This window comes from Acidovorax sp. SUPP1855, assembly GCF_030158955.1.
GTDB lineage: Bacteria > Pseudomonadota > Gammaproteobacteria > Burkholderiales > Burkholderiaceae_C > Paracidovorax.
This window is the reverse complement of the sequence record NZ_BQXI01000008.1, coordinates 147,210-170,703: the sequence shown is the minus strand read 5'-3', so window position 1 is coordinate 170,703 and position 23,494 is coordinate 147,210. Positions and strand designations below refer to the sequence as shown.

General features: G+C 61.3%; 24 protein-coding genes. 14 read left to right on the top strand and 10 right to left on the bottom strand.

Annotation, left to right across the window (positions count from 1 at the left end; translation table 11 throughout):
- Nucleotides 1–114: 114 nt before the first annotated feature.
- The 4 genes from AVMA1855_RS09630 to AVMA1855_RS09615 all read right to left on the bottom strand — a co-directional run bounded on the left by AVMA1855_RS09630 (nucleotide 115) and on the right by AVMA1855_RS09615 (nucleotide 2,851).
- A complete protein-coding gene (locus AVMA1855_RS09630; RefSeq protein ID WP_284425529.1) occupies nucleotides 115–960 on the bottom strand; it encodes a replication initiator protein A in 846 nt (281 codons plus the stop codon).
- A gap of 26 nt (nucleotides 961–986) precedes the next feature.
- A complete protein-coding gene (locus AVMA1855_RS09625) occupies nucleotides 987–1,268 on the bottom strand; it encodes a helix-turn-helix transcriptional regulator (RefSeq protein WP_284425528.1) in 282 nt (93 codons plus the stop codon).
- Nucleotides 1,269–1,351: 83 nt separating this feature from the next.
- The gene (locus AVMA1855_RS09620; RefSeq protein ID WP_284425527.1) at nucleotides 1,352–2,140 is read right to left on the bottom strand and encodes a DUF2285 domain-containing protein; all 789 of its coding nucleotides are present in this window, start codon (nucleotides 2,138–2,140) and stop codon (nucleotides 1,352–1,354) included.
- A 360-nt stretch (nucleotides 2,141–2,500) separates the two neighbouring features.
- Entirely contained in the window at nucleotides 2,501–2,851 is a 351-nt protein-coding gene (locus AVMA1855_RS09615; protein WP_284425526.1) for a DUF2958 domain-containing protein, read from the bottom strand.
- A 317-nt stretch (nucleotides 2,852–3,168) separates the two neighbouring features.
- Here AVMA1855_RS09615 and AVMA1855_RS09610 point away from each other — a divergent pair, with 317 nt between their 5' ends.
- Both AVMA1855_RS09610 and AVMA1855_RS09605 read left to right on the top strand, forming a co-directional pair.
- Complete coding sequence (locus AVMA1855_RS09610) at nucleotides 3,169–3,453, top strand: helix-turn-helix domain-containing protein (RefSeq protein WP_284425525.1); 285 nt, start codon at nucleotides 3,169–3,171, stop codon at nucleotides 3,451–3,453.
- Nucleotides 3,454–3,459: 6 nt separating this feature from the next.
- Nucleotides 3,460–4,359: a hypothetical protein gene (locus tag AVMA1855_RS09605; RefSeq protein ID WP_284425524.1), complete on the top strand. Its 900-nt coding sequence runs from the start codon at nucleotides 3,460–3,462 to the stop codon at nucleotides 4,357–4,359.
- An 86-nt stretch (nucleotides 4,360–4,445) separates the two neighbouring features.
- Here the strand turns inward: AVMA1855_RS09605 and AVMA1855_RS09600 are convergent, their stop codons facing one another.
- The 3 genes from AVMA1855_RS09600 to AVMA1855_RS09590 all read right to left on the bottom strand — a co-directional run bounded on the left by AVMA1855_RS09600 (nucleotide 4,446) and on the right by AVMA1855_RS09590 (nucleotide 8,487).
- Nucleotides 4,446–4,760, bottom strand: coding sequence for a DUF736 domain-containing protein (locus AVMA1855_RS09600; protein ID WP_284425523.1), 315 nt, complete (start codon nucleotides 4,758–4,760; stop codon nucleotides 4,446–4,448).
- 759 nt (nucleotides 4,761–5,519) lie between these two features.
- The gene (locus AVMA1855_RS09595; protein ID WP_284425522.1) at nucleotides 5,520–7,580 is read right to left on the bottom strand and encodes a ParB/RepB/Spo0J family partition protein; all 2,061 of its coding nucleotides are present in this window, start codon (nucleotides 7,578–7,580) and stop codon (nucleotides 5,520–5,522) included.
- Nucleotides 7,581–7,659: 79 nt separating this feature from the next.
- Nucleotides 7,660–8,487 (bottom strand): DUF932 domain-containing protein, encoded by an 828-nt coding sequence (locus AVMA1855_RS09590; RefSeq protein ID WP_284425574.1) that lies wholly within the window; start codon nucleotides 8,485–8,487, stop codon nucleotides 7,660–7,662.
- A gap of 570 nt (nucleotides 8,488–9,057) precedes the next feature.
- Between AVMA1855_RS09590 and AVMA1855_RS09585 the strand changes: the two genes are divergently transcribed.
- The 9 genes from AVMA1855_RS09585 (at nucleotide 9,058) to AVMA1855_RS09545 (ending at nucleotide 17,795) form a co-directional block, all read left to right on the top strand.
- The gene (locus tag AVMA1855_RS09585) at nucleotides 9,058–9,240 is read left to right on the top strand and encodes a hypothetical protein (RefSeq protein WP_284425521.1); all 183 of its coding nucleotides are present in this window, start codon (nucleotides 9,058–9,060) and stop codon (nucleotides 9,238–9,240) included.
- 179 nt (nucleotides 9,241–9,419) lie between these two features.
- Nucleotides 9,420–9,908, top strand: coding sequence for a hypothetical protein (locus tag AVMA1855_RS09580; protein ID WP_284425520.1), 489 nt, complete (start codon nucleotides 9,420–9,422; stop codon nucleotides 9,906–9,908).
- A gap of 402 nt (nucleotides 9,909–10,310) precedes the next feature.
- Nucleotides 10,311–11,477: an AAA family ATPase gene (locus AVMA1855_RS09575; protein ID WP_284425519.1), complete on the top strand. Its 1,167-nt coding sequence runs from the start codon at nucleotides 10,311–10,313 to the stop codon at nucleotides 11,475–11,477.
- A complete protein-coding gene (locus AVMA1855_RS09570) occupies nucleotides 11,474–13,690 on the top strand; it encodes a S8 family peptidase (protein WP_284425518.1) in 2,217 nt (738 codons plus the stop codon). The genes AVMA1855_RS09575 and AVMA1855_RS09570 overlap by 4 nt, the downstream gene beginning before the upstream one ends.
- Nucleotides 13,691–13,758: 68 nt before the next feature.
- Nucleotides 13,759–14,709: a CBASS oligonucleotide cyclase gene (locus AVMA1855_RS09565; protein WP_284425517.1), complete on the top strand. Its 951-nt coding sequence runs from the start codon at nucleotides 13,759–13,761 to the stop codon at nucleotides 14,707–14,709.
- On the top strand, nucleotides 14,706–15,197 hold the full coding sequence (locus tag AVMA1855_RS09560; protein ID WP_284425516.1) for an HORMA-1 domain-containing protein: 492 nt from the start codon (nucleotides 14,706–14,708) through the stop codon (nucleotides 15,195–15,197). Before AVMA1855_RS09565 ends, AVMA1855_RS09560 begins: the two co-directional genes overlap by 4 nt.
- On the top strand, nucleotides 15,197–16,084 hold the full coding sequence (locus AVMA1855_RS09555; protein WP_284425515.1) for an AAA family ATPase: 888 nt from the start codon (nucleotides 15,197–15,199) through the stop codon (nucleotides 16,082–16,084). Before AVMA1855_RS09560 ends, AVMA1855_RS09555 begins: the two co-directional genes overlap by 1 nt.
- 8 nt (nucleotides 16,085–16,092) lie before the next feature.
- Nucleotides 16,093–17,256, top strand: a complete 1,164-nt coding sequence (locus AVMA1855_RS09550) for a hypothetical protein (RefSeq protein ID WP_284425514.1) — start codon at nucleotides 16,093–16,095, stop codon at nucleotides 17,254–17,256.
- On the top strand, nucleotides 17,253–17,795 hold the full coding sequence (locus AVMA1855_RS09545; RefSeq protein WP_284425513.1) for a 3'-5' exonuclease: 543 nt from the start codon (nucleotides 17,253–17,255) through the stop codon (nucleotides 17,793–17,795). The genes AVMA1855_RS09550 and AVMA1855_RS09545 overlap by 4 nt, the downstream gene beginning before the upstream one ends.
- A 171-nt stretch (nucleotides 17,796–17,966) precedes the next feature.
- On the opposite strand, the gene AVMA1855_RS09540 is transcribed toward AVMA1855_RS09545, so the two are convergent.
- From AVMA1855_RS09540 to AVMA1855_RS09530, 3 genes are all read right to left on the bottom strand, one after another.
- A complete protein-coding gene (locus tag AVMA1855_RS09540) occupies nucleotides 17,967–18,554 on the bottom strand; it encodes a hypothetical protein (RefSeq protein WP_284425512.1) in 588 nt (195 codons plus the stop codon).
- Nucleotides 18,555–18,684: 130 nt separating this feature from the next.
- Nucleotides 18,685–19,098, bottom strand: a complete 414-nt coding sequence (locus AVMA1855_RS09535) for a hypothetical protein (RefSeq protein WP_284425511.1) — start codon at nucleotides 19,096–19,098, stop codon at nucleotides 18,685–18,687.
- An 8-nt stretch (nucleotides 19,099–19,106) separates the two neighbouring features.
- A complete protein-coding gene (locus AVMA1855_RS09530; protein ID WP_272563871.1) occupies nucleotides 19,107–19,589 on the bottom strand; it encodes an Hcp family type VI secretion system effector in 483 nt (160 codons plus the stop codon).
- A 630-nt stretch (nucleotides 19,590–20,219) separates the two neighbouring features.
- Between AVMA1855_RS09530 and AVMA1855_RS09525 the strand changes: the two genes are divergently transcribed.
- Genes AVMA1855_RS09525 through AVMA1855_RS09515 form a run of 3 tightly spaced genes read left to right on the top strand, consistent with a single transcriptional unit; the run spans nucleotide 20,220 to nucleotide 23,486 of the window.
- Nucleotides 20,220–22,187, top strand: a complete 1,968-nt coding sequence (locus tag AVMA1855_RS09525) for a serine/threonine protein kinase (RefSeq protein ID WP_284425510.1) — start codon at nucleotides 20,220–20,222, stop codon at nucleotides 22,185–22,187.
- A complete protein-coding gene (locus AVMA1855_RS09520; protein ID WP_284425509.1) occupies nucleotides 22,184–23,002 on the top strand; it encodes a PEGA domain-containing protein in 819 nt (272 codons plus the stop codon). Before AVMA1855_RS09525 ends, AVMA1855_RS09520 begins: the two co-directional genes overlap by 4 nt.
- Nucleotide 23,003: 1 nt before the next feature.
- The gene (locus AVMA1855_RS09515; protein ID WP_284406363.1) at nucleotides 23,004–23,486 is read left to right on the top strand and encodes a TssQ family T6SS-associated lipoprotein; all 483 of its coding nucleotides are present in this window, start codon (nucleotides 23,004–23,006) and stop codon (nucleotides 23,484–23,486) included.
- Nucleotides 23,487–23,494 lie beyond the last annotated feature (8 nt).

The following is a 23,494-nucleotide window of genomic DNA, read 5'->3' as shown; positions in this document are numbered from 1 at the left end:
CCGTTATTGGCTTTCCGACGATTTCGCACGCCTGATAGCACGATAGGGACACGCCCGATAGCACGATATCCCGCACGTCTGATAGCACGACGCCATTCACAGGCTGTACCGGAGTTATCCCCGTGTCGTTCGCGGCACGCGCCTGAAGGTCAGCAACTCCGCTCCGTCGTCCGGCATGCGCTCGATGCCCAGGATGTAGCCGGGCAGCGACTGGCGTGCTACCAGAGCGCGAAGATCGCAAGCGAAGTCGTATGGCTTGGCCGTGCTGCCCGACTTGCGGTGCAGATGCCGAAAGTCGAACTGCCATCCGCCCGGCTGCATGCCGCCGTGCTTGCGCACCAGGCGGTACAGCCAACGCTCGATGCCACCCGTGAGTTTGAAATACGCAGGGTCGATGGTGAGCACCAGTGCCGCATCCAGCACGCCCGCATAGAACCAGTCCGGCAGGATCAACTCGATTCCCAGCGGCACGCCATTGGCGTCGGCCAGTTCTTTCCATTCGTTGATCCACGAGAAGCGATGCAGACGCCTGCCGGTCGTCTCGCGGATCGACGTGGCAATCGTGGTCGATTGCAGGCGATCCAGCGCGGCCTTGAGGCGCTGGTAGTCGCGCAGCGACTTGCCGCGCCCGATGAAGCGCAGGATCTCGTAGGGCGTCGCCTGCATCAGCCGCGAAGTGCGCAGCCCCGCGTCCTTGGCTTCGACGATCTGGCTGGCCGCCCAGATCAGGATGTCGGCATCCCAGATCGTGGCGATGCCGTGCTCGACCGTTCCCTCCACGCGGATCGTGACGTTGCCGCTGCGGAAGTCGATCGGCGCCACGCGCCGCGATTTCGCCAGCGAGAAGAACGGATAGGCCATCAAGTCCTGGCTGTCGCGCGGTGCCATGTCGCCCGGCAATGCGCGGAACAGGTCGAGCTGTTCGCGGGGCCGCAAGGCTTGCCCTGGCGAGCTGGGCATGGCGATGGCTACCGGCACGCCGCCGATCAGCGCGCACGGCTGTCGGCCGAATGATGCTCGGCGTACTCGGGGTCGGAAGTGGCCTCGAAGCTGCGGCTATCGGCCCAGGCGTCGAGGTCGGCGATGGCGTACATGACGCGGCGGCCGAACTTGCGGAAGCGCGGACCACCTCCGATCACGCGCTGCTTCTCCAGCGTGCGTGGCGACAGCCGCAGGTAGTCGGCGGCTTCGTCGTTGGTCAGATAGCGTTGGGGCTGCGCAGGCGCAGCGACAGCAGCGGCTGCAGGTCGCAAGGGGGCAGGTCGCATGGTGAGAACCTCCATCGGTCGGAAACGCCCGGCCACACAGCGCGACCGGATGGAGCCAGTCTCAAGAAGGCAGCGCGTCCTGCTCAGGGTCGTTTTGCAGGGAATGCAGAACGACCCTTCCCAGGTGGTTCGAGCTGTGCCAGGCGGCGGTAGCCGCCGCGCATCAGCGCCTTGCCACGCTGTACCAAACGGCGAACCTTGGAGCGCAGGCCGCCATCGGTGTACCAGCCATCGGCCACTGCATCGGCACCGAACAGCCCTTCGGCTGCCTCGCGCAACGACGCCCCCGCCAGGGCGGCATCGAGCGCCTGCAAGGTGTGCAATTCCAACAGTGCGGCTGGAGAGGGTCGTGGTCGGGCCGTCGCTGGCACGGCACTGGCGGCCAGCTTCTCCAGCTCGGCGGCAAGCGCGCGATAGCGGGCGCAAGGCGTGGCGCAGGCACGGATGGCATAGGCGTAGGCCATGCCATCGTCCAGCCCAGGCGCGAAGGCCAGGCGCAGGCAGCAGCCTGGCCAGCGCGTGATCAGCACCAAGCGCCGACCATCGTGGATCAGGTGCTTGTGCCCAGGGATGCGCCAGAATTCGAACGCCACCGCATCGGGCGGTGGGTCGGCATCCGGATAGAGCTGCACCACTGCATCGTGATCGGGGAACCAGGCCGGGTGCGCGTCGCGCGCATCCAGACCGGGATCTTCCAGCAGACGCAGGCCCCAGCACTGCGCCGCATCCGGGTGTCGGCGACGGCGCAGCCAGTCGCGCCGGTAGTCGGGATGACGGCGCAGGTATTCCCAGGCCAAGGCCGAGCCATCAAGGTGCAACGCGTACAGATACGCGGCGGTCGGGTACCAGTGTTCGGTGCTTCGATCTGCCATGACGCAACCTCCCTGTTGAATTGCAGGAACGTCGCCACGGGAATCGAAATGCGGAGCTACGGAATTGTTGCCATCACGTCATGGGTAATGCGGCACACTGGCAGTGTCAAGATTGATGGGCTCCGAAGCGTTGCTGGAATCGTCCGAATGCGACGGCTGCGCAATACGAAAATGGTGCGCGGCAAGGGCACGGTGCCGCAGCCCGAACGAAAGATCATGACTGTTTGCGTCCGACACGCACCGCTCAGGTGCACGAGTGTCGATTGAGACCGGCACGGTCTTGAGTAAGGCCGAAAAAGACACAATGCGCCGCAGCCGCCTGTGTCTGGATAGCCCGCTGCGGCGGGCCGTGCGGATCGATCAGTCGATGATCGAGCCGTTGATGCGTGCCAGCCGCGCGTAGTCTGACAGTGTGCGCGTCGCCGTGAAATACAGGTCACGCTCGATGGGCCGCTTGAGTGGTCCGACGATGGATGCCAGCTCGGACAGCTTCACGGTGCCAAGGTCCGGCATGCCCAGCCCCAAGTCGATGAGGCCGTAGGCCGTATCGCCATCGGCGGGATCGAGCGAAGCCAGCAGCCAGGTGGCATGCGCATCAAGCGCGAACAGCCGCACCACGGGCAGTGGGTCGATGTTCTGGCCGGCGGCGCGGGCCTGGCCGTGCGCCAGCAATTGCGCGCGCTGGTCGGTGCCAAGGAGCGGCTGAGTCATGGCTGATATCCCCACGAAACCGACGATGCATGGATGCGCTTGTACGCCCAAACACAGAACCGCCAACCCGGCTGCGTGCTTTCATGCGGAAACACGAAAGCACAAACCCACGAATCCGCAGAGGCATGGAAGCGCGAATGAGGTTTTGTGGAAGTTAGGAAAGGCACGGATGCGACTCCCCGGCTTTGGAATTATCCGCACATGCGGATTTCCTTAAAAGCACGAAAGCGGACTGCTCAATCAGGAATGAATACTATAGATTGTAGCCCTATAGAGCGCAATCGATTGTCATCTATGGTTTCAAGGAAACCATTTGGATGGCGGCGAAGAACTCATTGGCAACGGCATTGAAGACGGTCAGGAAAGCGCGTGGCTTGAGCCAGGAAGCGTTCTCCGACGTATCCAGCCGCACCTACATGAGTTCGCTGGAGCGCGACCTGAAAAGCCCGACACTGAACAAGCTGGCCGAGCTGTGCGAGGTCATGGATATCCATCCGCTCACGCTGTTGACGCTGGCATATGCCGGCGGCGGCTCACTCAAGGCCGACGAGCTCCTGGCGCAGGTGCGGCAGGAACTGAAAGCCTTATCCGATAAGAGCTGAGAGCGGATGACCCATATCTCTGCCACGGACGACACCCTTGATGCGCTCGTAAAGCAGTTCTGCGCGCCACTGTTCGCAACCAGGTTGCTGCTGAAAGGGGGACATGACGAATCGGCGACGAGCGCGACGGTGACGTTCGTGCAATACGAGTCGCGCGTGTACGCCGTCACTTGCCACCATGTCATCTCGGCGTTCTTTAGTGAAGCGGTCAGAACAGGGCACCGCATTGTTCCCACCATTCACTCGGGCATGGCGATCCACCAATTCGGTGGCTTCGATGCACAGGGCCAATACATTTGGAGCTTTCATAGCTGCCGCGCCTTTCCCGCCGCCACTGCCATCGACGACGAAGCCGCGCTGGCTGACTTGGACCGGGCGAACGCCAGTAAGCCGGATATTGCCATCGCCGACCTGACCGAGGTATGGCCTGTGTTTCGCGCAGTGCGTGGTGCGGAAGCAATCAACCTTGACGAGTGGACCGAGCCGGATTGGTCAACCGCTCAACCCGTGTGGATGGCCTACGGCTTTCCTGATGAGCACAAGCATCGGACTGGCGACAAGGTGGCTGCGTCGATGCCGCGGGTGGCGGCGAGACTGGAGTCGTCCCTCCCGTCTGTCGAGAAGCCGACATACATTCTCTCTTCTCTGTTGGACGCTGACCATGGCTGGGGCTTCAGCGGAATGAGCGGTGGCCCTGTTCTCGTGGCGCATGCCACCGATGACAGGTTCGCGTTCGTGGGTATCACATTCGAGGGCGCGCCCAGCTCGAAAGAGTTGCAGGAAAACGCCGAAGCCTTCGTCGGCAAGAGCGACATCGTCCTGATGGGCTATCACCTCACGCCGCAACAGTTCGCGGCCTGGCTCGCGCAGCGAAAGTACAGCGTCGAGCTGCCGCCGGTGCCGTGATGCGCCATGCGCCGAAGGCGCTGACTTGATGAGCCTGGCCAGCAAGCCAGCGCCCCGCCGCAATGGGCGGGACGCCGGGGCGGCCGTCAGGCCGCCTGTGGCTTGTTGCGCGACCAGATCAGGTCGTGCGAGCCGTCCTCGCCTTCGATCAGGCGGGCGTAGACCGTCGCCGGGAACGAAGGATCGTCCAAGCTCACGGACAGGTACTCGCGCCCGGCTTCGCTGGTTTTCTTCCACGCCGCGCCGATGTCGTGGCTGGCCGCCTGAAGGCGGAAGTCGGGGGCGTTGTCGTTGCTGCCCTTGTCGTTGGGAACCAGCTTGACCTTGACGTTGAGCGTCAGGGTGCGAAGCGTGCCGGTGAAGCCGTCTTTGTCTGCGGTGAAGGTGCCGATGTTGGCCATGATGAAGTTTCCTTTCGGGTTAACCAAGGTCGCGCCCATCGCGTCCTTGTTGTGATCCGGCCGGCGGGGGATGGGCTGGCTGCACCGCGCAGCGGCCGCAACAACGTGAAGGGCCTGAAAGCGCAAAGAATTTGTCCTGCGAGGAAGCCGCGCAGCGGCGGGGAAATTGTTTGCGCTGGAAGGTTGCGGCCATGAAGCCCAAGGCGCAGCCGCGCCCCCGCCAGGATTCACGACAAGCCAAGGACGCACATGCCGCCTGTCCCGAAGGGAGGCATGGCCAACTCGGCATCCCCGCATGACGGTTTCTCCGGCTTGTGCCCTGACACGGGCAAGGCCAACACCCCAACGACAGGCAAGAACGCCCCTTACCGCAGATCGCGGCGACGTGCTTGAAGCGTGGAGTGGAAGTTCCATAAGCGAGGCGGGGACGGCGTGTCGGTGATCCATCCTTCGTGACGTACAGGCGATGAATTGCCAGCGTCGAGGACAGCACGCTTTCGCACAACCTGCCGCAGCAAGCCGGGGCGTAGCTCCACAAGCCCCGCCCATTGCGGCGGGGTGCCATCGAAACCTCGCCCGCGTCAGCGGGCACCGATCGCCGTACCGCGCGCAAGGCACTTGTGCGCTCGCCACGTCGCCGCCTGGTCAAAGGCGGCGACGTGGCGATTTTGCTTTGGGCGGTGAAACCGGGTGCGGCAGACCTGCCGCGCCCGGTTGAGGTTAAGCCCCGGCGCTGTGCGCCGGGGCTATGCTGCTATGTCACGCGGCGAGCGCGTGGCCCTCCACTTCGTTGGCGGCATCTTCCTGCGCATCCGCATCGTCCGCCGCTGCCTCCGCTGCCTCCGCGCTTTCCTGCGGCTCCGTGTCGTGTCCGCTCTTGAACACGGCGGGCATCCAGCCCGTACCATCGGCCAGCCGGTCCGCCTCACTGGCAATGTCGGCCTTCTTCAACTTCGCCAGCCGGGTAGCGTGCGACGGCGCGAACTCGCCCACGGCTTCCAGAATCGCGGCCTTCGGCACATGCTGGAAATACCCGTCTGCGGTGGGCTTCCACCATGCGGCCATATCCAGCCCCACGGCCTGCGCCAGTTCCGCGCCCGGTTGGTGCGCCGTGGTGCGGGGCGTCACAACGTCCACGGTCGCCGCCACGCATACCGCCAGCAACCGCACCAGTTCGCCTTGCTCCATCGCCAGCAGCGCGGTGAACAGTTCGGCGCTGTCCTGCGGCAAGGCTTCGCCCGCGACGTGCTGCAGCTTGCGCAGGGCCACGGCGGCGGGCGAATCGGGCCAGTCCGGGGCCATGCCTTCCAGCCGGTCTTGCACGGTCAAACGCACGCCCAGCGGCAAATCGTGGCCGTAGTGGTTGTCCTGCAAGATGGTCTGCACCATGCCATGCACCAGCGCAGCCAGCGCGACGTGCGGATGCCGGGCGACTTCGATTTGCAGCGCGGCGGTGCGGTGCACGCTCAATCGCTGCGCTAGCCGGTCGGACAGGCTCGAGGCCTTGGGCTGCTCGGCGTTCTCGCTGTCGTCGTTCCCGGCTTCGCCTTCTGCGCTGCTGAAGCCCTGCCGCAAACGTTCCAGCATGCGCAGCGCCTTGGCTTCGGCTTCGCGCAGCAGCCCGCGATGAATCACGGCTTCGCCCTCGCGGTCGAGGGTGACGATGGCCCCGGCGACGGCGCGCACGTCCGGGACGTAGCCCTGCAAGGCTTCCTCCACGGCTTGCAGTTCGCCGGCGACCTGTTCGCGACGCGGTTCCAGCGCCTCGGTCTTGTCCTCGTCTTCGGCGTCGTAGGCTTCTTCCAGTTCGGCGTCGATCTTCTCGAGGCGGTTTTGAAGCGAGGCAATGCGGCGGGCTTCGCGGGCGCTCGGTTCGCGGCGCTGGCGCGGCGCGTTCTGGAACGCCTGCCGCTCGGCGTAGCTCATGTGCGGCACGGCTTCCACCCATGCCCAACCCTCGGCACGCACGTCCTCGGCCTGCGCGTCCAGCTTGCCGCGCACCAGCGTTTCCAGCAGCGCGGCGTCGGTCAGGTAGGTTCCGGCATCGCCTTCCGCGAACAGGTCGCGGCGGATGCCGCCGCCTGCCGTGGTGTAGGCGTCAAGCCCGGCGAAGCGCACCAGCGGATGCGTGGCGTCGATTTCACGCTCCGTCAGGCGTTCGCGCAGCGCGGATGCGCCGCGTTGCCATTCCGGCGCACCGTAGAACGCGGCTTCCTGCGCGGCGTGGTCGTCGGTGATGGTTAGGGCCATCAACTGTTCCAGGGTCACGCCACCGGCCCGATAGTCAGCCATCAGGCGCGGCGAGACATTGGCCAACTTCAAGCGGCGCTGCACCACCAGCGGGGACACGCCGAAGTCTGCGGCAATGTCTTCGATGGGGCGACCCTCCTTGACCAACGCGGCGAACGCCTCGAACTGGTCGGCGGGGTGCATCTGCTCGCGCAGCAGGTTTTCGGCAAGGCTCACGGTGCGCGCCGAGGCATCGGGCACCAGCAAGCACGGCACCTCGTAGTCGGCGGCAATGCGCTTTTTCTTCGCCAGCAGCTTCAACGCGGTAAGACGGCGATCACCTGCCACCACTTCGTATTGCTCGCCGTCAGCGGCGAGGATGACAACGAGGTTTTGCAGCAGGCCGATGCGGGAAATGCTCGCGGCCAGTTCGGGAATGGACAGGCGCGGCGTCGTGCGTGCATTGCGCTTGGAACGGCGCGCAAGCAACTGCGAGAGCGGAACCGGAATCAAGTTCTTAGTCGGGTCGGCCACTTCCAGCGGGGCGGCAGTTTCGATGGCGCGGATTTCGGTTTTGGTAACGGCGTTCATGGTGATAACTCCTTGCGATTGGGGATGCAGCAACGAAAGAAGCGACAAGGGCTGCTGCCTGCCCCTGCCGCGTGGGGATTCAGGCTTTCAACTGGCGCATGCCATCGGCTAGCAGCCAAAGCGCGCGATTCAGTCGGATGTTTTGGTCGATGCCCTGCACCGGGCGGGTCTGCTGGCGGCGTCCGTTGGCGCTGCGCCCGGACAAGCCGCCTTGCGTCAGGTTTTCTTGCGTGCGGTTGAATACGCTCCACAAGTCCGGAAGGCGGTCGTCGAAGCGGCGCGGCATCAGGATTTGCGATTCCGTGATGGGCGCTGGCTTGTTGGGGTCGTCGTACTTGAGGGCCAGCGCGGCACGGGCGAACACTTCGGATTCGCCATCGTTCAAGGTGATGGCGTGCATGGCATCGCGGGATTCCTTCACCCGGTCGAAGCCGCTCAACACTTCGTAAGCGCCTTCAATGACGTGTCCGGCCACGTCGCCTTTATGCGGCACGCGCACGTCCGCCACCGTGTCGCCGCAGACAAGGCCATTGCTGCAAACGAACCGAAACATCCCGGCCAGCATCTGATAGCTGCTCGTGCCGTCATGCGAATTCAGCAGCACGATTTCATTGGCTTCCGCGCCGTTGATCTGGCTGGCATGGCGCAGGCGCAGCATGTGTTTGGTGTGCTCGCGCTTGCCTTCGTCGCGCACGCGGGTTTGCTTCACCATGAAGGGCTGAAACCCTTCCTTGCGCAGTTCCACCAGCACGGCGGCGGTGGGGATGTAGGCGTACCGTTCGGAGCGGCTTTGGTGCGGGGCGTCCGCGAAGATGGACGGGGCCACCCTGCGAATCTGGTCATCGGACAGCGGGTAATCGCTGCGCAGTGACGGGGAGCGGGAAGCGAAACGGGATGCGAGTTGCATGATCTTTCTCCTGACAAAGTTGGCTGTTGAAGAAACCGCACACCGGATTCCTAGATTCGGAGCCCAGCCTTTCGGCTGTGCGGTGCGGTCGGCACGAAGAACCCGGTTGGCCTCGTTGCCACCGTCTTTCCTGAGTTCATCGCCCGCGACGAAAGGGAGACCGTGGACGGGGGCCGTCAAGGAGACAAGCGTAGGGTTGGTGCGGCCCGCAGGCGCAGCCGAGGACACGGCCCTGCGCGCCTTGACGGCACACGGCCGCGGGCTACAGTCGCGTCAAGTTGATGAGTTCAGGGAAGACGGCTGGACAGGCAACGGCCATCCCTTTGTGCCGACCGCACGCAAGCGAAGCGCGCAGGCCCGAAGCTGGAAGCCGGGCCGGAGGCGTCAGCCGAGCGGCGCGAGGGAACGATGGAAGCCCGAAGGGGGCGAGACTCGCGCAGCGAGGCTCGATGCGCAGCACGACAGCGCGACCGGCCGTGCTTTTTGGCCGGGGACGCCCAGACCTGAATTGGCATTCGGGTACCTGAGCACCCGTTCGATGGCGGGCTCCGGGGTCCCGACAGAACTGGCTTGGTCAAATACGCTACCAGGCATCTTCACCATCAAAGACAGGCCATTAGTGCACCCCAATCCGATAACCCGAAGCAGATCTGCGAAAACATCCTCATCGAGGGGAAGCGCTACAACATCGAGCACCGCATCCTGCCCAGCACGCTGTTGCCGATCGGCTGCTCGCTCGCGGCATTGAGCTGACCGAGGCCTATGATGAACTGCACGGCAAGCTCCACGCGCATCCGCACGCGCTGCAGGTCTTTCTAGGGCTTGTCCTCAGCACCGCCGCGTTCTGGAACCCGGAGAAGATCGCGCAAGCGCGTACCGCACGCGGCGATCTCGGCAACGTCAACCAGCAGATTGCGAGGAGGGCGGCAGAGTTGGCTGGTCTGCTGCAGCAACGCTCCGATCTGCACAACACCTCGGGCTTCAGCACCGACACCCACTACCACGTATGCGATGTGATCGAGGCGGCGGCCGAGAGCAATTACCTTTTCACGTCGTACGTCAAGGAGCGCCTCGATGCCCTTCACGGGCAGTTCGATCTGAAGTATTGGCCATCGTTGAGCGACTTCCTGCAAGAACTGGCCTCCGATGCCGAGGACGCAGTCATGGAAGCCATAGACCCCCTGACCGCGGCTGCAACCATGGCTTCGCGTCCGTCCCGCGCCGATTTCATCAAGGCGCTGCTCGCAGCCATCGACGAGAACAGTGGGCGCAACTACGGCCAACTGCCAAGCGACTTCAAAGCCACCGACAGCACTCTCGCTTCCTTGGCGAACTGCGTGTTGGACCTGTCCGCTGAAGACCTGGTCGATGGCCCTTACGTGAAGCGGCTCCGTCAGCGTGAACGCGATGGAGCCAAGTAGCTTCCGACGAGCCCTTCGGTGACTTCGTTTCGGGCCGATCAGGCGTAGCGTGTTCGGTGGCTTTTCAGGGGCGCCAAGCAAAGTGCGACGGGGATGGGCTGCTAGCCGATCCCCTGGAGGCAAGCGCAGCGCGCAGGCCCGCCAGGGCCGAAGGCGTCAGGGATCAAAACGTGATGGCCGCGATTCGGCACGAAGCACGGGGCAGCGCCCGCGAGCCCGATGGCGGTATGCCGGGACGCTTACCCACCGAACCGAGGACCAGACAGCGCGGTGCATCAGCTGTTGCGGGCATCGGCGCTCTTCCTTCAACCCACTGCCTTCACAACCTGATAAAAACGCTATACAATATGTTCGTCCACTTGAAGTATGAAAAGAAACGTTGAAAATCAATGAGTTATGTGAATGTTGGACGAAATGAACGAATCACAGTCTGATTTAGCCCAAGTAGTTCGGCTGGCACTCGCCGAGCAAACCGAGGACGTGCGTCTGTTTGTGGCGAGACTCGTTCGGAAGTACCGCAACACCGACCCCGAGCTGGCGGAGCAGATGGACCTTTATCTGCGCGCGAAGATGCCTCGAACGAGCGCGCCCATGCGCAAGGTCACGCCGCCTGCGACGCCCGCGCATGCTTTGCCGGTGGACGACGAATCGCGACTGTCCCTGCTGAAGGTTTTCAAGGACACGCCCGATCGAGAGCAGCCCTTGCTGTCGGTTGACCTTGAGGAGACGTTGAGCCAATTGATCCAGGAGCGACGCCAGACGGAACGCCTGGCGTCGATGGGATTGAGCCCGACGCGCTCCGCCATCTTTGTGGGGCCACCCGGCGTCGGTAAGACATTGACTGCGCGCTGGCTCGCCTCACAACTGGGTATGCCGCTTTACGTGCTGGATCTGACCGCTGTCATGAGCAGCCTGCTGGGCCGGAGCGGGACCAATCTGCGCGCCGCACTCGACTTCGCGAAACGTAGTCCGTGCGTGTTGCTGCTGGATGAGATCGATGCCATCGCCAAGCGCCGCAGTGACGATACCGATATCGGCGAACTGAAGCGCCTGGTCACCGTCATCCTGCAAGAAGTCGACGAATGGCCAGCCACCGGACTGTTGCTTGCCGCCACCAACCACTCTGAACTCATCGACCCTGCATTGTGGCGTCGCTTCGATTTGGTGATTACGTTCAAGGCGCCGGAGATGTCGGCTGTCAAGGCAGCGATCAAGCGCTTTCTCGGTCCGGACTACGCGCTGTTCGGTCGCTGGATCGACATCCTGACTTTTGCATTCAACGGCGAGTCGTTCAGCGACATCGAACGGGACCTTCAGCGTTTCCGCCGTGCGGTGGCGCTGGGCACGGCCTCAGATGCCGATCTCATTGAAGAATTCATCAAATCGCGTGCGCTTGTCCTGGATCGACAGGCCCGCATCGATCTGGCGGTGCTGCTGGCGAAGCAGACCCGTCTGTCGCAGCACACCGTCTCCGATATCACCGGAGTGAGCCGCGACACCATTCGGAAGTACACGAACGAGCAACCGTCCGCAGCGAAAAAGACCTCGAAGGGGAAACCTGACGCATGAGCCAAACCAATTTCCTTATCGGGCGCGGCGAGCTGCTGACCCACGATATCAAGGGACCAAAGCGCAAGCCCGGCAAGGCTGAGGTTTACTCCTTCCAAGAAGCCGCGGGACGCCTCACGCCGCAGTTCTCCGCAACCGCGACAGCACTGGACGCCTTGCCACCAGAGGCTTGTCCTGGCGACTTCGGCGTTGCGCGGCTGACGATGAATCCGAGCTACATCGCGCGGTCTTTTTTCCCGGTTGCAATGCTGCGCACCGTGGGTCTGGAGTCGGTCGGCAGTCGAACGGTGAAGGTGACCCCTGACGGGTGGACCAAGAAGGGGGTGCCACAGGAATGCACAACCACCGAACTGTTCGTCGCCGGCAAGCGTCAGGCCTTCCGCAACCTCAAGGGCTGGACGCGCGAGATAGAAGTTGAATCTGATGAGGCGTTGGACCTTGCGCATATCGAGAAGTTTTCTGTGTTCGCGCCTGAAGAGCGTATCGCCAACTACGGCAGCAAGAAAGATCGCTTTTTCGAGGTGGGCATCCATTTGCTGCCCGATGAAGATCGCTTGTTCGTCCAGCGGGCCTTCGTGCGTTACGCCAAGGACGTGGATGTCAAAGTTTATAGCGATCTCGGCTTCACGGCCGGCAACCTCTGGTTTGTCCCGGTCGAAGGCACGCATGGTGATGTCGAGAGACTCGCCGAGTTCGTGTTCGTGCGCGTCATCCGACCCGTGCCTAAGCTCCGCGGCATGCGGCCGGTGCATCGCACCGGAGGGGTTTCGGTCGGCTGCAGCCTCCCGACGGAGCAACCACTGTCCTCAGAACCGAAGGTCGCCATTCTCGATGGCGGTTTGCCGAAGCAGCATGCGATCAGCCCGTGGCTTCGCTCGTACCGCGTTCTCGACGAAGACGCGGGCGACGATCCCGAAGGTCTCGAGCATGGCTTGGCGGTCACTTCGGCATTCTTGTTCGGCCCGATCCAGCCGAATGGTGCCGCTGCCCGCCCGTTCGCCTACGTCGACCATCTGCGCGTGCTCGACAAGGATGCCGAGACGGAAGATCCGTTGGAACTGTATCGAACGCTGGGCTTCGTCGAGCAAGTCTTGCTGTCGCGTCAGTACCAATTCGTGAATCTCAGCCTCGGCCCGGACTTGCCGATCGAGGACACCGATGTTCATGCCTGGACTTCGGTCATCGACGATCTGCTGAGCGACGGCGACACGTTGATGACAGTTGCGATCGGCAACAACGGCGAAAGAGACCGACTGTCAGGAAACGCCCGTGTGCAGGTGCCTGCGGACTGCGTTAATGCCTTAGCTGTCGGCGCCTCGAACGATACAGAAGCGGGCTGGACCCGTGCCCCCTATAGCGCGATCGGTCCGGGTCGCAGCCCTGGCGTTGTCAAGCCGGATTTGATGGCCTTCGGTGGCGATGCGGCCAAGTATTTCCATGTGCTGGCATCAGGCAAGAAGCCCGCGCTTGTGCCGCAACTCGGGACCAGCTTCGCATCACCGTACCTGCTGCGCAGCGCAGTCGGCATTCGCGCCATCCTGGGCACGGAGCTGACCCCGCTGGCGATCAAGGCGCTCTTGGTCCATGCCGCCGAGCCCCTGGAGCACGACAAGCTGGAGGTGGGTTGGGGCAAGGTGCCTGAAGACCTGATGAGCATCATCACCTGTCCGGAAGGGGTAGCGCGCGTGGTCTATCAAGGGGAGCTGAAGCCCGGCAAATACCTGCGCGCCTCGCTGCCGCTGCCGGCTGGCGGTCTCAACGGCAACATCCGCCTCAAGGCGACCTTTTGCTACGCCTCGCCGACCGATCCGCAGGATGCTGCCGCTTACACCCGCGCCGGGTTGGAGACGGTGTTTCGTCCCAACGACGAGAAGATCAAGGACGGCAAGGCCAACGCCGACACGAAAGGCTTCTTCGACATGAAGAAGTACGCGACCGAGGAAGAACGGCGTTCCGACATGGGCAAGTGGGAAACCGTGTTGCACGGCGCAAAAAGCATGCGTGGCAGCAGTCTCAAGAATCCGGTCTTCGACATCCACTACAACGCCCGTGAAGCAGGTGGTCGCGCCACGGGCGCCGAGAAGATTCGCTACGCGCTGATCATCACCGTTGAAGCGCCGAAGCATGTCGACCTCTACAACGAAATCTTGCGTGCCTACGCGAAAACGCTGGTGCCGATCCAGCCGCAGGTATCGCTGCCGATCCGCGTCTAGCCTCCAAGCCAGGCAACGTCGAAGCGCAATCACTCAGTAACTTGTGAGCTTGGAAGCCGGAGAAGAAAATGTCCCTGAACAACACGGAAATTCGATACTACGACAGCAACGTTCTGCGTTTGCCTGCCGACAAACGCAAGGAGTACCACGAGCAGGTAGACAGGCTCGTGACCGAACTCAGCAAGCGCCTGAAGGATCAGAGCGAGATCAAGATCACGAAGGTGGTCAAGGCTGGTTCGTTCGCGAAGTACACGATCTTGCGCAAGACCTCAGAAGATCCGGTGGACGTCGACGTGGTGTTCTATATCTCCGGACGCAGCGTTGACAAGGAAACTTTCGCGAGCCTGAGTCAGCTGATCTACGACGCATTGATCAAGCTGTATCCGAACAAGGCCGTCGAAGACTTTGAGATCCAGCGCAAGGCCGCAACCGTGACCTTCGTTGGTTCGGGGCTGAGTGTGGACATCGTGCCGGTCATCGAAGACCCCGCGCGACCGGGCTACGGCTGGCAGTTCGATATTCACGACAATACCAAGGTACAGACCTGCGCGCCTTGCCAGATCAAGTTCGTTCGCGATCGCAAGGATGTAGACGGCGACTTTCGCACCCTCGTTCGGATTGCCAAGAAGTGGCGCAATCGAGTTGAGCTGAAGCCGCTGAAATCGTTCGCCATCGAGCTGATCATGGCGCATCTCCTGGCCAACAATGGCAAGGACGGATCGATCGAGAAGCGCTTCCGCGATTTCCTGCTGTACATCGCGCAGTCAGGGCTCAAGGAGGTCATCACGTTCCCGGAGAACGGCAAGATTTCTCCTGCGTTCATCGATCCAGTCGTGATCCTCGATCCGGTTTGCAATACCAACAACGTGACCAGCCGCATCTCCGAAGACGAGCGCCTGGAAATCGTCGCGGCTGCCACGGAGGCTTGGGAGACAGCCAACTTTGCTTCGACCGAGGACGACATCGAGATCTGGAAGGAACTTTTTGGACCACGATTCAAAGTCAAGGAGGAAGCATGAGTCAAACCTATAGCGCCACTGAAACCTACTCCGTCGCCGATGTCGAAGTCGTCATGCGTCGCGTGACGGCGGATCTGGTGATGATTGCCAGCAGCTCTGGTGCCGTAACGGAGGACAAGGCGCGTGATTGGGGCCATGACATCGAAGCGTTGGCCAAGAATGGCTACCTGCGGATGGTTGACCTCACGCTGATGAGCAATGGCATCGAGCAAAAGGCCACCCGCTTCGAGGTGAACACGGAGGCGGGCGACTTCACCATGAGTCGTCCTGGTGGGGTGCTGTGGCCGAAGGTACCAAATCCAGACTTGCGAATTGTTCTGTACTACACCGCTGCGTACGACGCGGCGGCAAAAGAGAAGATGGGCAGCAAGCTGCGCATCGGTTGGGTGCCGACCAGTGCTGATACCAGCCACGCCACGCTGACATCCAGCGCCAGCCGTGATTACGTCAGCAATGGCTACGGCATGCAGCGAAGGGACTTCAGCTAATGAGCCAGCAGAATATTTTCGACGGCAAGATTCCACTGCCGGACGCTCGCCTAGCGGCGCGTGAGAAGACGTTGCTGGGTTTCGACGCGCGCTATCAGAAGATTCATGATCAGTTGCGGCTGCTGCTCAATCTCGGCGAGCTCGCGACATGGAGCAAGAAGCACCATCGTCAGAAGCTTGCAATCTGTGATTTGGTGGCCGAGCAGTATCCACTTGTGATCTTTCACGGGGATGTCGGTACCGGCAAGACGGCGACGGCCGAGTGCATCGCCAATCGCCTGGCGAAAGAATCACGCACCGAAGATTCCTTGCTGTTCAAGCTCAGCAACCGTGTGCGCGGCAGTGGCAAAGTCGGAGAAATGGGAACCTTGTTGACCCAAGCGTTCCATGAAGTCACGCAGTCGGCAGGCAAGACGCGTCGCGCTGTCCTTGTGATCGATGAGGGTGACTCACTTGCAGCGTCCCGCTCGCAAGAGCACAGCCACCATGAGGATAAGGTTGCGGTCAACACTTTGATCCAATGCATAGATGACCTACGGCATTTTGGGGGCAGGGTGGTCGTGTTCCTGTGCACCAATCGTCTGTCGGTGCTGGATGCCGCCCTGCAGCGTCGGGCCGCAGTCGTGGAAGAGTTCCAGCGCCCAAGTGACGAAGAGAGGCGCGCATTGTTCAAGATGGACCTGGACGGCCTCGCGCTCACCGAGCGCCAGATCGACGAACTCGTCGCGACCACCGGCGCGCACAGCAAGCGCCCGGGGTGGACCTTCTCGGACATTCGAACCAGGCTTTATCCAGCCGCCATGGCGCAGGCGTTTCCCGATCATCCGCTGACCTTTAAACATCTCCACGACGCGGTAGCGGCACTGCGTCCATCACCTGTTATGTAGGACAAGTAATGGCGCGGTCATCACTGTTTGGGCGTCGTATCCATATCACCGGCAGCATTGCGGCCGACGCCTCAGCGGCGACCACGGAGGAAGTGGCCCGTGCACGTGAGGTTGTGCAAGTGCTAGTCAAAGATCTGCTCCGGAAGGGGGCCAGCTTCGTTATCCCGGTCGATGCCGAGAAGACGCGATCGGATGGCTTGCCCATCTGCTTCGACTGGCTGATCTGGGACACGATTCAAAAGAATCTGCACACACGTCCTGAGGGTGCTCCAAATCCGTTGGTGGTCGCGGTCAAGCACCACAAGAACGAAGATCAGATTCCCGAACAGTTCGCCGGAGTCTGGGGCGCGCTGCGCGGTTCGGCACTGGTCCAGATCGAAAGTGCTGCGCACTGGAACATGAATAGCAAGCGGATGGAAGCGCAGGCTCGGCACGGCGACATCCTCATCGCACTTGGCGGTGGAGAAGGGGTGTTGTTCCTGGCCAATCTCTACCACGACGCCGGCAAGCCAGTGATCCCGTTGAACCTGAAGCTGGGACCCGCGAACACCGGCGCGCTTCGGTTGTTTGAGTACGGCCTCACCGGCAGCAATGCGCAGCGCCTGTTTCAGACGGAAGGTGGTACTTCTGCGCATAGTTGGCTCAATCGTATCGAGATGCCCGCGCGAAAAGATGTGGCAGATAGCGTGCGTGACCTGTCGGATCTGCTCGAGGCGCTGGTTGCGCCCAAGGCATTCGTCGTGCGGTTGCTTAATCCGACGCACGCCGACTACAACGATGTTCAGGAATTCTTCGACACCGTTGTGCAGCCGGTTATGGAGGGCGAGTTGGGGTACAAGCTGACGGTCGTTGACGGAAACCAAGCGTACGACCATGCCCGTATCGATCAGGAGATCTTCACGAAGCTGCATCGCAGTCGCGTCGTGCTTGCTGACATCACCGGCCTACGCCCCAATTGCTTCTTGGAGCTGGGCTATGCGCTGGGCCGAGGGCTGCCGACCATGGTGCTAGCGAAGGCCGGAACGGAACATCCTTTCGACATCTATTCGCTATCGGGTCACCACTGGAAGACAACTGGTAGTGCGGAGGACCGGCGCCGCGAATTTCGTACGCATTGGAATGCTATCAAGAGCCGTCCACCCCTCGTGCCCACGGAGCCCCTTATCCCATGACAAGCAATCGCGAAGTCTTTTTGTCGGTCGATGTTGAAACGTCAGGTCCCATCCCGGGCGAATTCAGTCTCCTCACGATTGGCGCCTGCGATGTCTTCGATCCGCAGCAGACGTTTTCATGCGAGCTGAAGCCAACCACGCGCAATGCCGATCCAAAAGCACTGGAAGTCACGGGCCTGTCTTTGGACAGACTGGAGCGCGATGGACTTGATCCTGCAGCGGGCATGCAGAAGTTCAGAGACTGGGTGATCAGCACCGCAGGACCTGATGCCACGCCGGTCTTCGTTGGATTCAACGCACCGTTTGACTGGTCTTTCGTGAACTACTACTTCCATCGCTACTTGGGCGAAAACCCCTTCGGATTTGCCGCGCTTGACATCAAGTCGATGTACATGGGGGCTGCGCGTAGCAGCTGGGCTCAAACGCGATCCAGTCAAATCGCTGCAGCGTTGCATCCAACACTCAAGGGAGATCACGACGCTCTCCACGATGCACAGTATCAAGCCGAACTGTTTCGGCTGATTCAGCAACGGAAGTAGCGCGTACTCTCGCTTTCAAGCGCCATGCGATAGCTTCTAAGGAAGAAGTGGCGAAGCGCAACCTGGAGTCGTGAATCTGCTCGACCGCACAAAACTAGCGGGAGCACCGTACTTGGCAGTGGCAGGGGAGGGGGTGCGCATGCCGTTGACGGGTGCGCATGGTGGTCATGCTCAGCAGTGACGGAGCCACCCGAGTTCCCGTTCGATCGCTTGCCTATAAAGCGTGTCGATCTGGGTAGGGGCTTGGCGGACATATCGCTCCGCAGGTGCGCGATTGGTGCCATCCAAAGCCCGCAGGAATGCAATGACCTCGGCTTCGCTGGGCATCACCGGCTGACCATTGAACTTGCAGGGTAGGTTTGTCCAGACAACGCCGGCTAGACCAATGGTGGACCCCCAAGTTGTGATCGTGTCGGCTTCCAGCCCCTGCGTCTGGCCGCTGACACAATCGGCAAAGCCGATGTCGGTTTCCCAGTTTTTGGGAATGCCTTCGCGCGTGGCAAGGCATTTTCGTGCAGCTGTGAGATCTGGTACATCAAGCAAGATCCAGTAGGTCCGTACACGCGCGGACTCGGGACAGATGACCAGCGTAATCTTGTCGCCTCGCTGATTCTTTTTCGCGCCGGACTCGCGCGCAAACTCGACCGGCAGTGAGGGGCCGTCGTTGTGCCAGCCTCCACGACAGGGCAAGTCGCGAGGGTCCCAGACGAGGGAGCCCCACCCGAGGCAGGCAATCGCGTTTGTGGCTGAGTCTGTCATGCTCTGATCTGTCTCTGTTCACGAAGCTTCGATGGCCAATGCTGCCCGCCGTCAATACAGGTCGGACGCAGTCGTGGCACCGATCTCCGACATGATGCTCTTGGGAACAGGGCCATCTTTAGGTATCCTTCTACCTGATTGATGATGGCTTTGAAAACGTCGCTTCCTCAAGAATCGCTCCATCTCCCGCGCCAGCAAAAGATATGCGCTTCTGACGGTAAAAACGACGGTAAAGACCTATGTCGATCACAGCCAAGTCCTTTAACCATGCGGGTTTGGATGGCCTGTTGATGATGGAGTGGGAGTGAACTGGCGGCCCCTCGATGACATATGGAGCGAATGTCCCATTGCCAGGGGCATCTAAACCGCTGGCGGTTGGTTCTGATTTGCGTCTTTGACTTTCATTCGGGGCGCAATTTATAACGGTCAGGCGTGTATGGATATAGCCTACGATAAGTTGGGTTCGACTCCGAATAATGGATCGTCGAAGAAAAAAGCAAGCCATAAAAAAAGCCACACGAATGTGGCTTTTTTTGTTGGTCAAGAAGCGTATTAGGCTTCCTTGTTTTCCTTGATGTTGAAGCCCATTTGGCTTTCCGCACCCTTGCCGCCTTGGTTGGTTTGTTCCCAGTACTGGGTCTTGACCTTGGCTGCCTGGAAGGCATAGTTCACCAGGACAGAGTCGCTGCCGTCGGTGCCGCTGACGGTCACGCTGGTCACCATCACATCGGTCAGGGTGATCTTGCCGAATTCGATTTGCGTGCCGCCGGCCTTGCAAAGAGAGATTTCCACTTGGCCCAAGTGCTTGCCGGTGGAGCAGTGCTTGAGCACGGCCGGATAGCACTTGTCGATGGAGGCCACGATATTCAGGTCATGGAAGGTGACCTTGCCGGCGCCGGCACCACCGCCGCTGGCCATGGAGTTCGGCTGGGTGGCACCCCAGGTGAACGAGTTGATGTCAGTCCAGCCCTTGTGGTTGGAGTCTTGCGACTCACCGCTGGCGCCTTCGACCTTCATGAACATATCGACTGACATTATTGCTTCTCCTGTAGTTGCGATGTTTGGTACGCAAAGTCAATGAAAAGTCTGCGGGCCCTTCAACAGACGGGACGCGCTGACCTGAAGAAACAGTCACTGTGTAGAAAGGCAGCAAGAGGAGAAGATAAATGCCTGTGCGGGCGATCTCCCTCTGGACCGCGATTGCGATGCCGATCCGTGATCTGTTTATCTGCCGGCGATCATAAGAGTGCAGCGTGTCATTTCGGTGATACAAGTTCGGACTAATTGGCGCCCCAAAGAAACAGAAGAAACAATTTGTTTTGTGGTTTGAATTGGCTTCAATAGGTAACGGGTTTACCGCATGTGAAGGTAGACTCGCCACTTCCAAAAAATGGGCGTGATGGCAAGGGGTCTTGTTTTGGATGCTGCGATCTGAGGGGTCTACAGCGTCCCGGGCCTATCGCTGTTCTATGATGCTGCGGCAGCACGCCAGGGCTAGACCCGGGTCGTGCGTGCAGGAACCCCGTCCACAATCCCGCTTGGCCTGTTTGGCGGCAAGTGCCCCTGCTTTTCATCTCTGCCTTGGGGCTCGGTGCGCAGGGCACTCAGAGTTGACTTGATTCGTTCTTCAACTTCCACGACATAGATGCGCAAAAGCGTGAAAACATGCACAAGGAAATAAGTGGTTCGGCGAACTGCCTGGCTCCCGGTGTCCAGGTTGGTGAATACCGACTGAGCGATGTCATTGGAGAGGGCGGCTTTGGCATCGTCTACCGGGCCAGAGACTTGAGTCTTGATCGCATCGTGGCGATCAAGGAGTACATGCCATCGACGTTGGCGGGCCGCAAGGAGTCCAATCAGATCCACGTCCGCTCCCAGCACCGCGGTGCTTTCGATGCGGGGCTGCGCAGTTTCATCAACGAAGCGCGTCTGTTGGCGAAGTTCTCGCATCCTGCGCTGGTGCATGTCTATCGCTTCTTTGAGGCGAACGGTACTGCATACATGGTCATGCAGTATTACGAAGGCCAGACTTTCCGGACGTTTTTGAACCAGCAGCCGAAGGCCATGGACGAACAATGGCTGTCGACCATCATCGCCCCCATCCTCGATGTGCTGGAGATGTTGCACGCTGCGGACTGCTATCACCGGGACATCGCGCCGGACAACATCTTCCTGCAATCTTCCGGCATGCCGGTGCTGCTGGATTTCGGTGCAGCGCGTCGAATTATCGGGGACATGACCCAGGCCCTGACCATGGTCTTGAAGCCGGGCTTTGCGCCCATCGAACAGTACGTCGATGACGGCGCCATGCCTCAAGGCGCCTGGACGGATATCTACCAGTTGGGCGCGTTGCTTTATCTCTCGATCACCGGTCGCCCGCCCGCGACGTCGGTGGCTCGGATGATCAACGATCCGGTGTCCACCCTCGTGCCTGAAAACTGTCCAGGTTTCAGTGCCAGATTCCTCAGTGGCGTGCACCACGCTTTGGCGATCAAACCCCAGGACCGCCCGCAGTCCATCGGCGATCTGCGGCACCTCCTGGGTTTGAAGACGGTCACCTTGTCGTGGCCCAGCTCCGGTTTGATGGGTCTCAGTGCGGCCGAGGAAAGTGATCCTTCGATGGATGCGCCCGTGCACGTCCCATCGGCGGTCGCGGCTCCGGCGGCATTTACCGCACCGCAGCTTCCTGCAGAGGCCGTTGCGCCGGTCGCTCATCACGCCGATGCGCGGCATGGCGCCGTCCCTAGCGAGGCACATGCCCCCGTTGTGTCCGGCTTGGATACCACGAACCAGCACCGCCCATCCACCGAAGTTCGGCCCTCCAAGGCTGCCAGTGCGCCGGTGCATGCGCCGCCATCGCCCTCTGCAGAGTCATCTGCCAAAGCGCATTCCCGGAAAACCAAGCCTGCAGCCAGCCAGCAAGGTGCCGGGCACACCCCGCCCACCAAGCGCCCCGTGTGGCTGATTCCTGCATTGGGCTTCGCTGCGTTGGTTGTTGTGGCAGGCGGCGCATGGTGGATCACCAGCGGTGATGACGCCGCAAAGACAGCGGCCGTGGCCCAGGATGCCCAGGAATCGGACCAGTGGCTGCTGGCCGCCCGCATCAATACGCCCGATTCGTTGCGGACCTATTTGAGTCTTTTTCCCAATGGTGCGCACCGTGCTGAAGCCGAAGAGCGAATCGCTGCGCTGACGTCGGCCGTGGCGCCGGCCTCCACTCCCGTGGCGCAGCAGGCCCCGGCTTCGGCGCCCGTGGTCGCCGCATCGGCACCCATGGTGGTGGCGGATGTTGCGCCCGCGAAGGTGCCTCCCGCATCCGTGCCGACGCCGGCTGCTTCGGCCCCGGCAGCGCCGAGTGCTCTGCCCACGCCTGAAGAGGCGGCGCGTGTGCCTGCGCAGGCGACCCGCACGGCAGATGCCGAGAACAAAGGCAAGATTATTTTGCGTGTCATGCCATGGGGGAACGTGTCCGTCGACAGGGTTCCTGCAGGAACGACTCCACCATTGACCCAGTTGACCCTGTCCGAGGGGCTTCACCGCATCGACATCTCCAACCCGGTGGCACCCACCGTGACACAGATGGTGTTGGTGAAAAAGGGCGAGTCGGTCGTTTTAACGCACAAGTTCGAATGATGCATTTCAGGCCATTCATTGCGCTTGGACGCGTTGCTTGTCTGGTGGCGCTGATTCACGCGCCGTTGCTCCACGCCGCTGCAGATTGCGACGAAAAGGCTGCACCAAGCAGGGCTGAAACGGCCCCGGTCAACACCGGGCGGCAATATTTGGGTCAAGGCATTGCGCTGTTTGACGCCAAAGACTTTCAGACCGCCGAGCGAGCTTTTCAATCGGCCCTGTTTGCCGGCCTTCCGGATGGACAGGAGCGCGCGTCAGCGCATAAGTATTTGGCATTCATCTATTGCACGAACGGAGAGGGCAAGCGCTGCGAATCGGAATTCGACGCGGCGTTCGCGGTACGCCCTTCCTTCAAGATCGATGGTTATGAACTCAACAACACGCCCTGGCGCAGCGCTTATTTCCGTTCGCAGGCACGATGGGCCACCCGCTGCGGTAAACCGGTGCTGGATGCCTCTGCAGACCCTGGGACAACACCGGGCACTGCCCGTGCCGCGGATGCGGTCGCCGCAGCCGCGGTTCCCGCATCCCGGGTGACTGCCGCTCAGACATCGAATTCCGTGCCGGTCAGCTCGCTGTTCAAGACCGCAGAGAAAGACGCCGCATTCAATGTCCGCATTCGGCTGTCGCCCTGGGGCCAAGTGCAAGTCGATGGCAAGGCGATGGGGGTGAGTCCTCCGTTGACACAGTTGAAGTTGCCGGCTGGCTCCCATTCGCTGGAGTTGTCTAATCCAGGCTTTGAAACCGTTAAGAAAGTGATCACGGTCATCGATGGTGAAACGTTCACCATCGAACATGATTTTGATGCGAGGTAGCATGAAATATAGATTTCCTTTGATTGTTGGCCAGTGCATGCTCGGCCTGTTGCTGACTGCCTGCCAGACGCCCCCTCAGGGCGCGGCGACGCCGGGAGCGGATGCCGCAACCCAGCAGCCTGCAGTGCCTGAACCTGCCAAGCAAGATCCGGTGGCAGCCAAGGAACAAGCGCTGGCGCGTGCTTTGGATGTGTACGCAGATGGTCGTTACGACGATGCGATTGCTGCGTTGACCCCTTTGATCGGCGCTCCTGAACTGCCACTGGCCTCCCAGGTGAAAGTACTCAAGTTCATCGCTTTCAGCCACTGTGCGATGGGCAGGCTCAGGCAATGCCGCCAGCATTTCGATCTGGCGCTCGAACAAGATCCCACCTTTCAACTGACCGAGGCGGAAAAGGGGCACCCCGTTTGGGGCCGGGAGTTCAATGCGGCGCGCGCTGCGGCAGCCCGTGCAAAGCAGCGCAGCAATCGAAAAGCCCCTTAAGCAAAGCG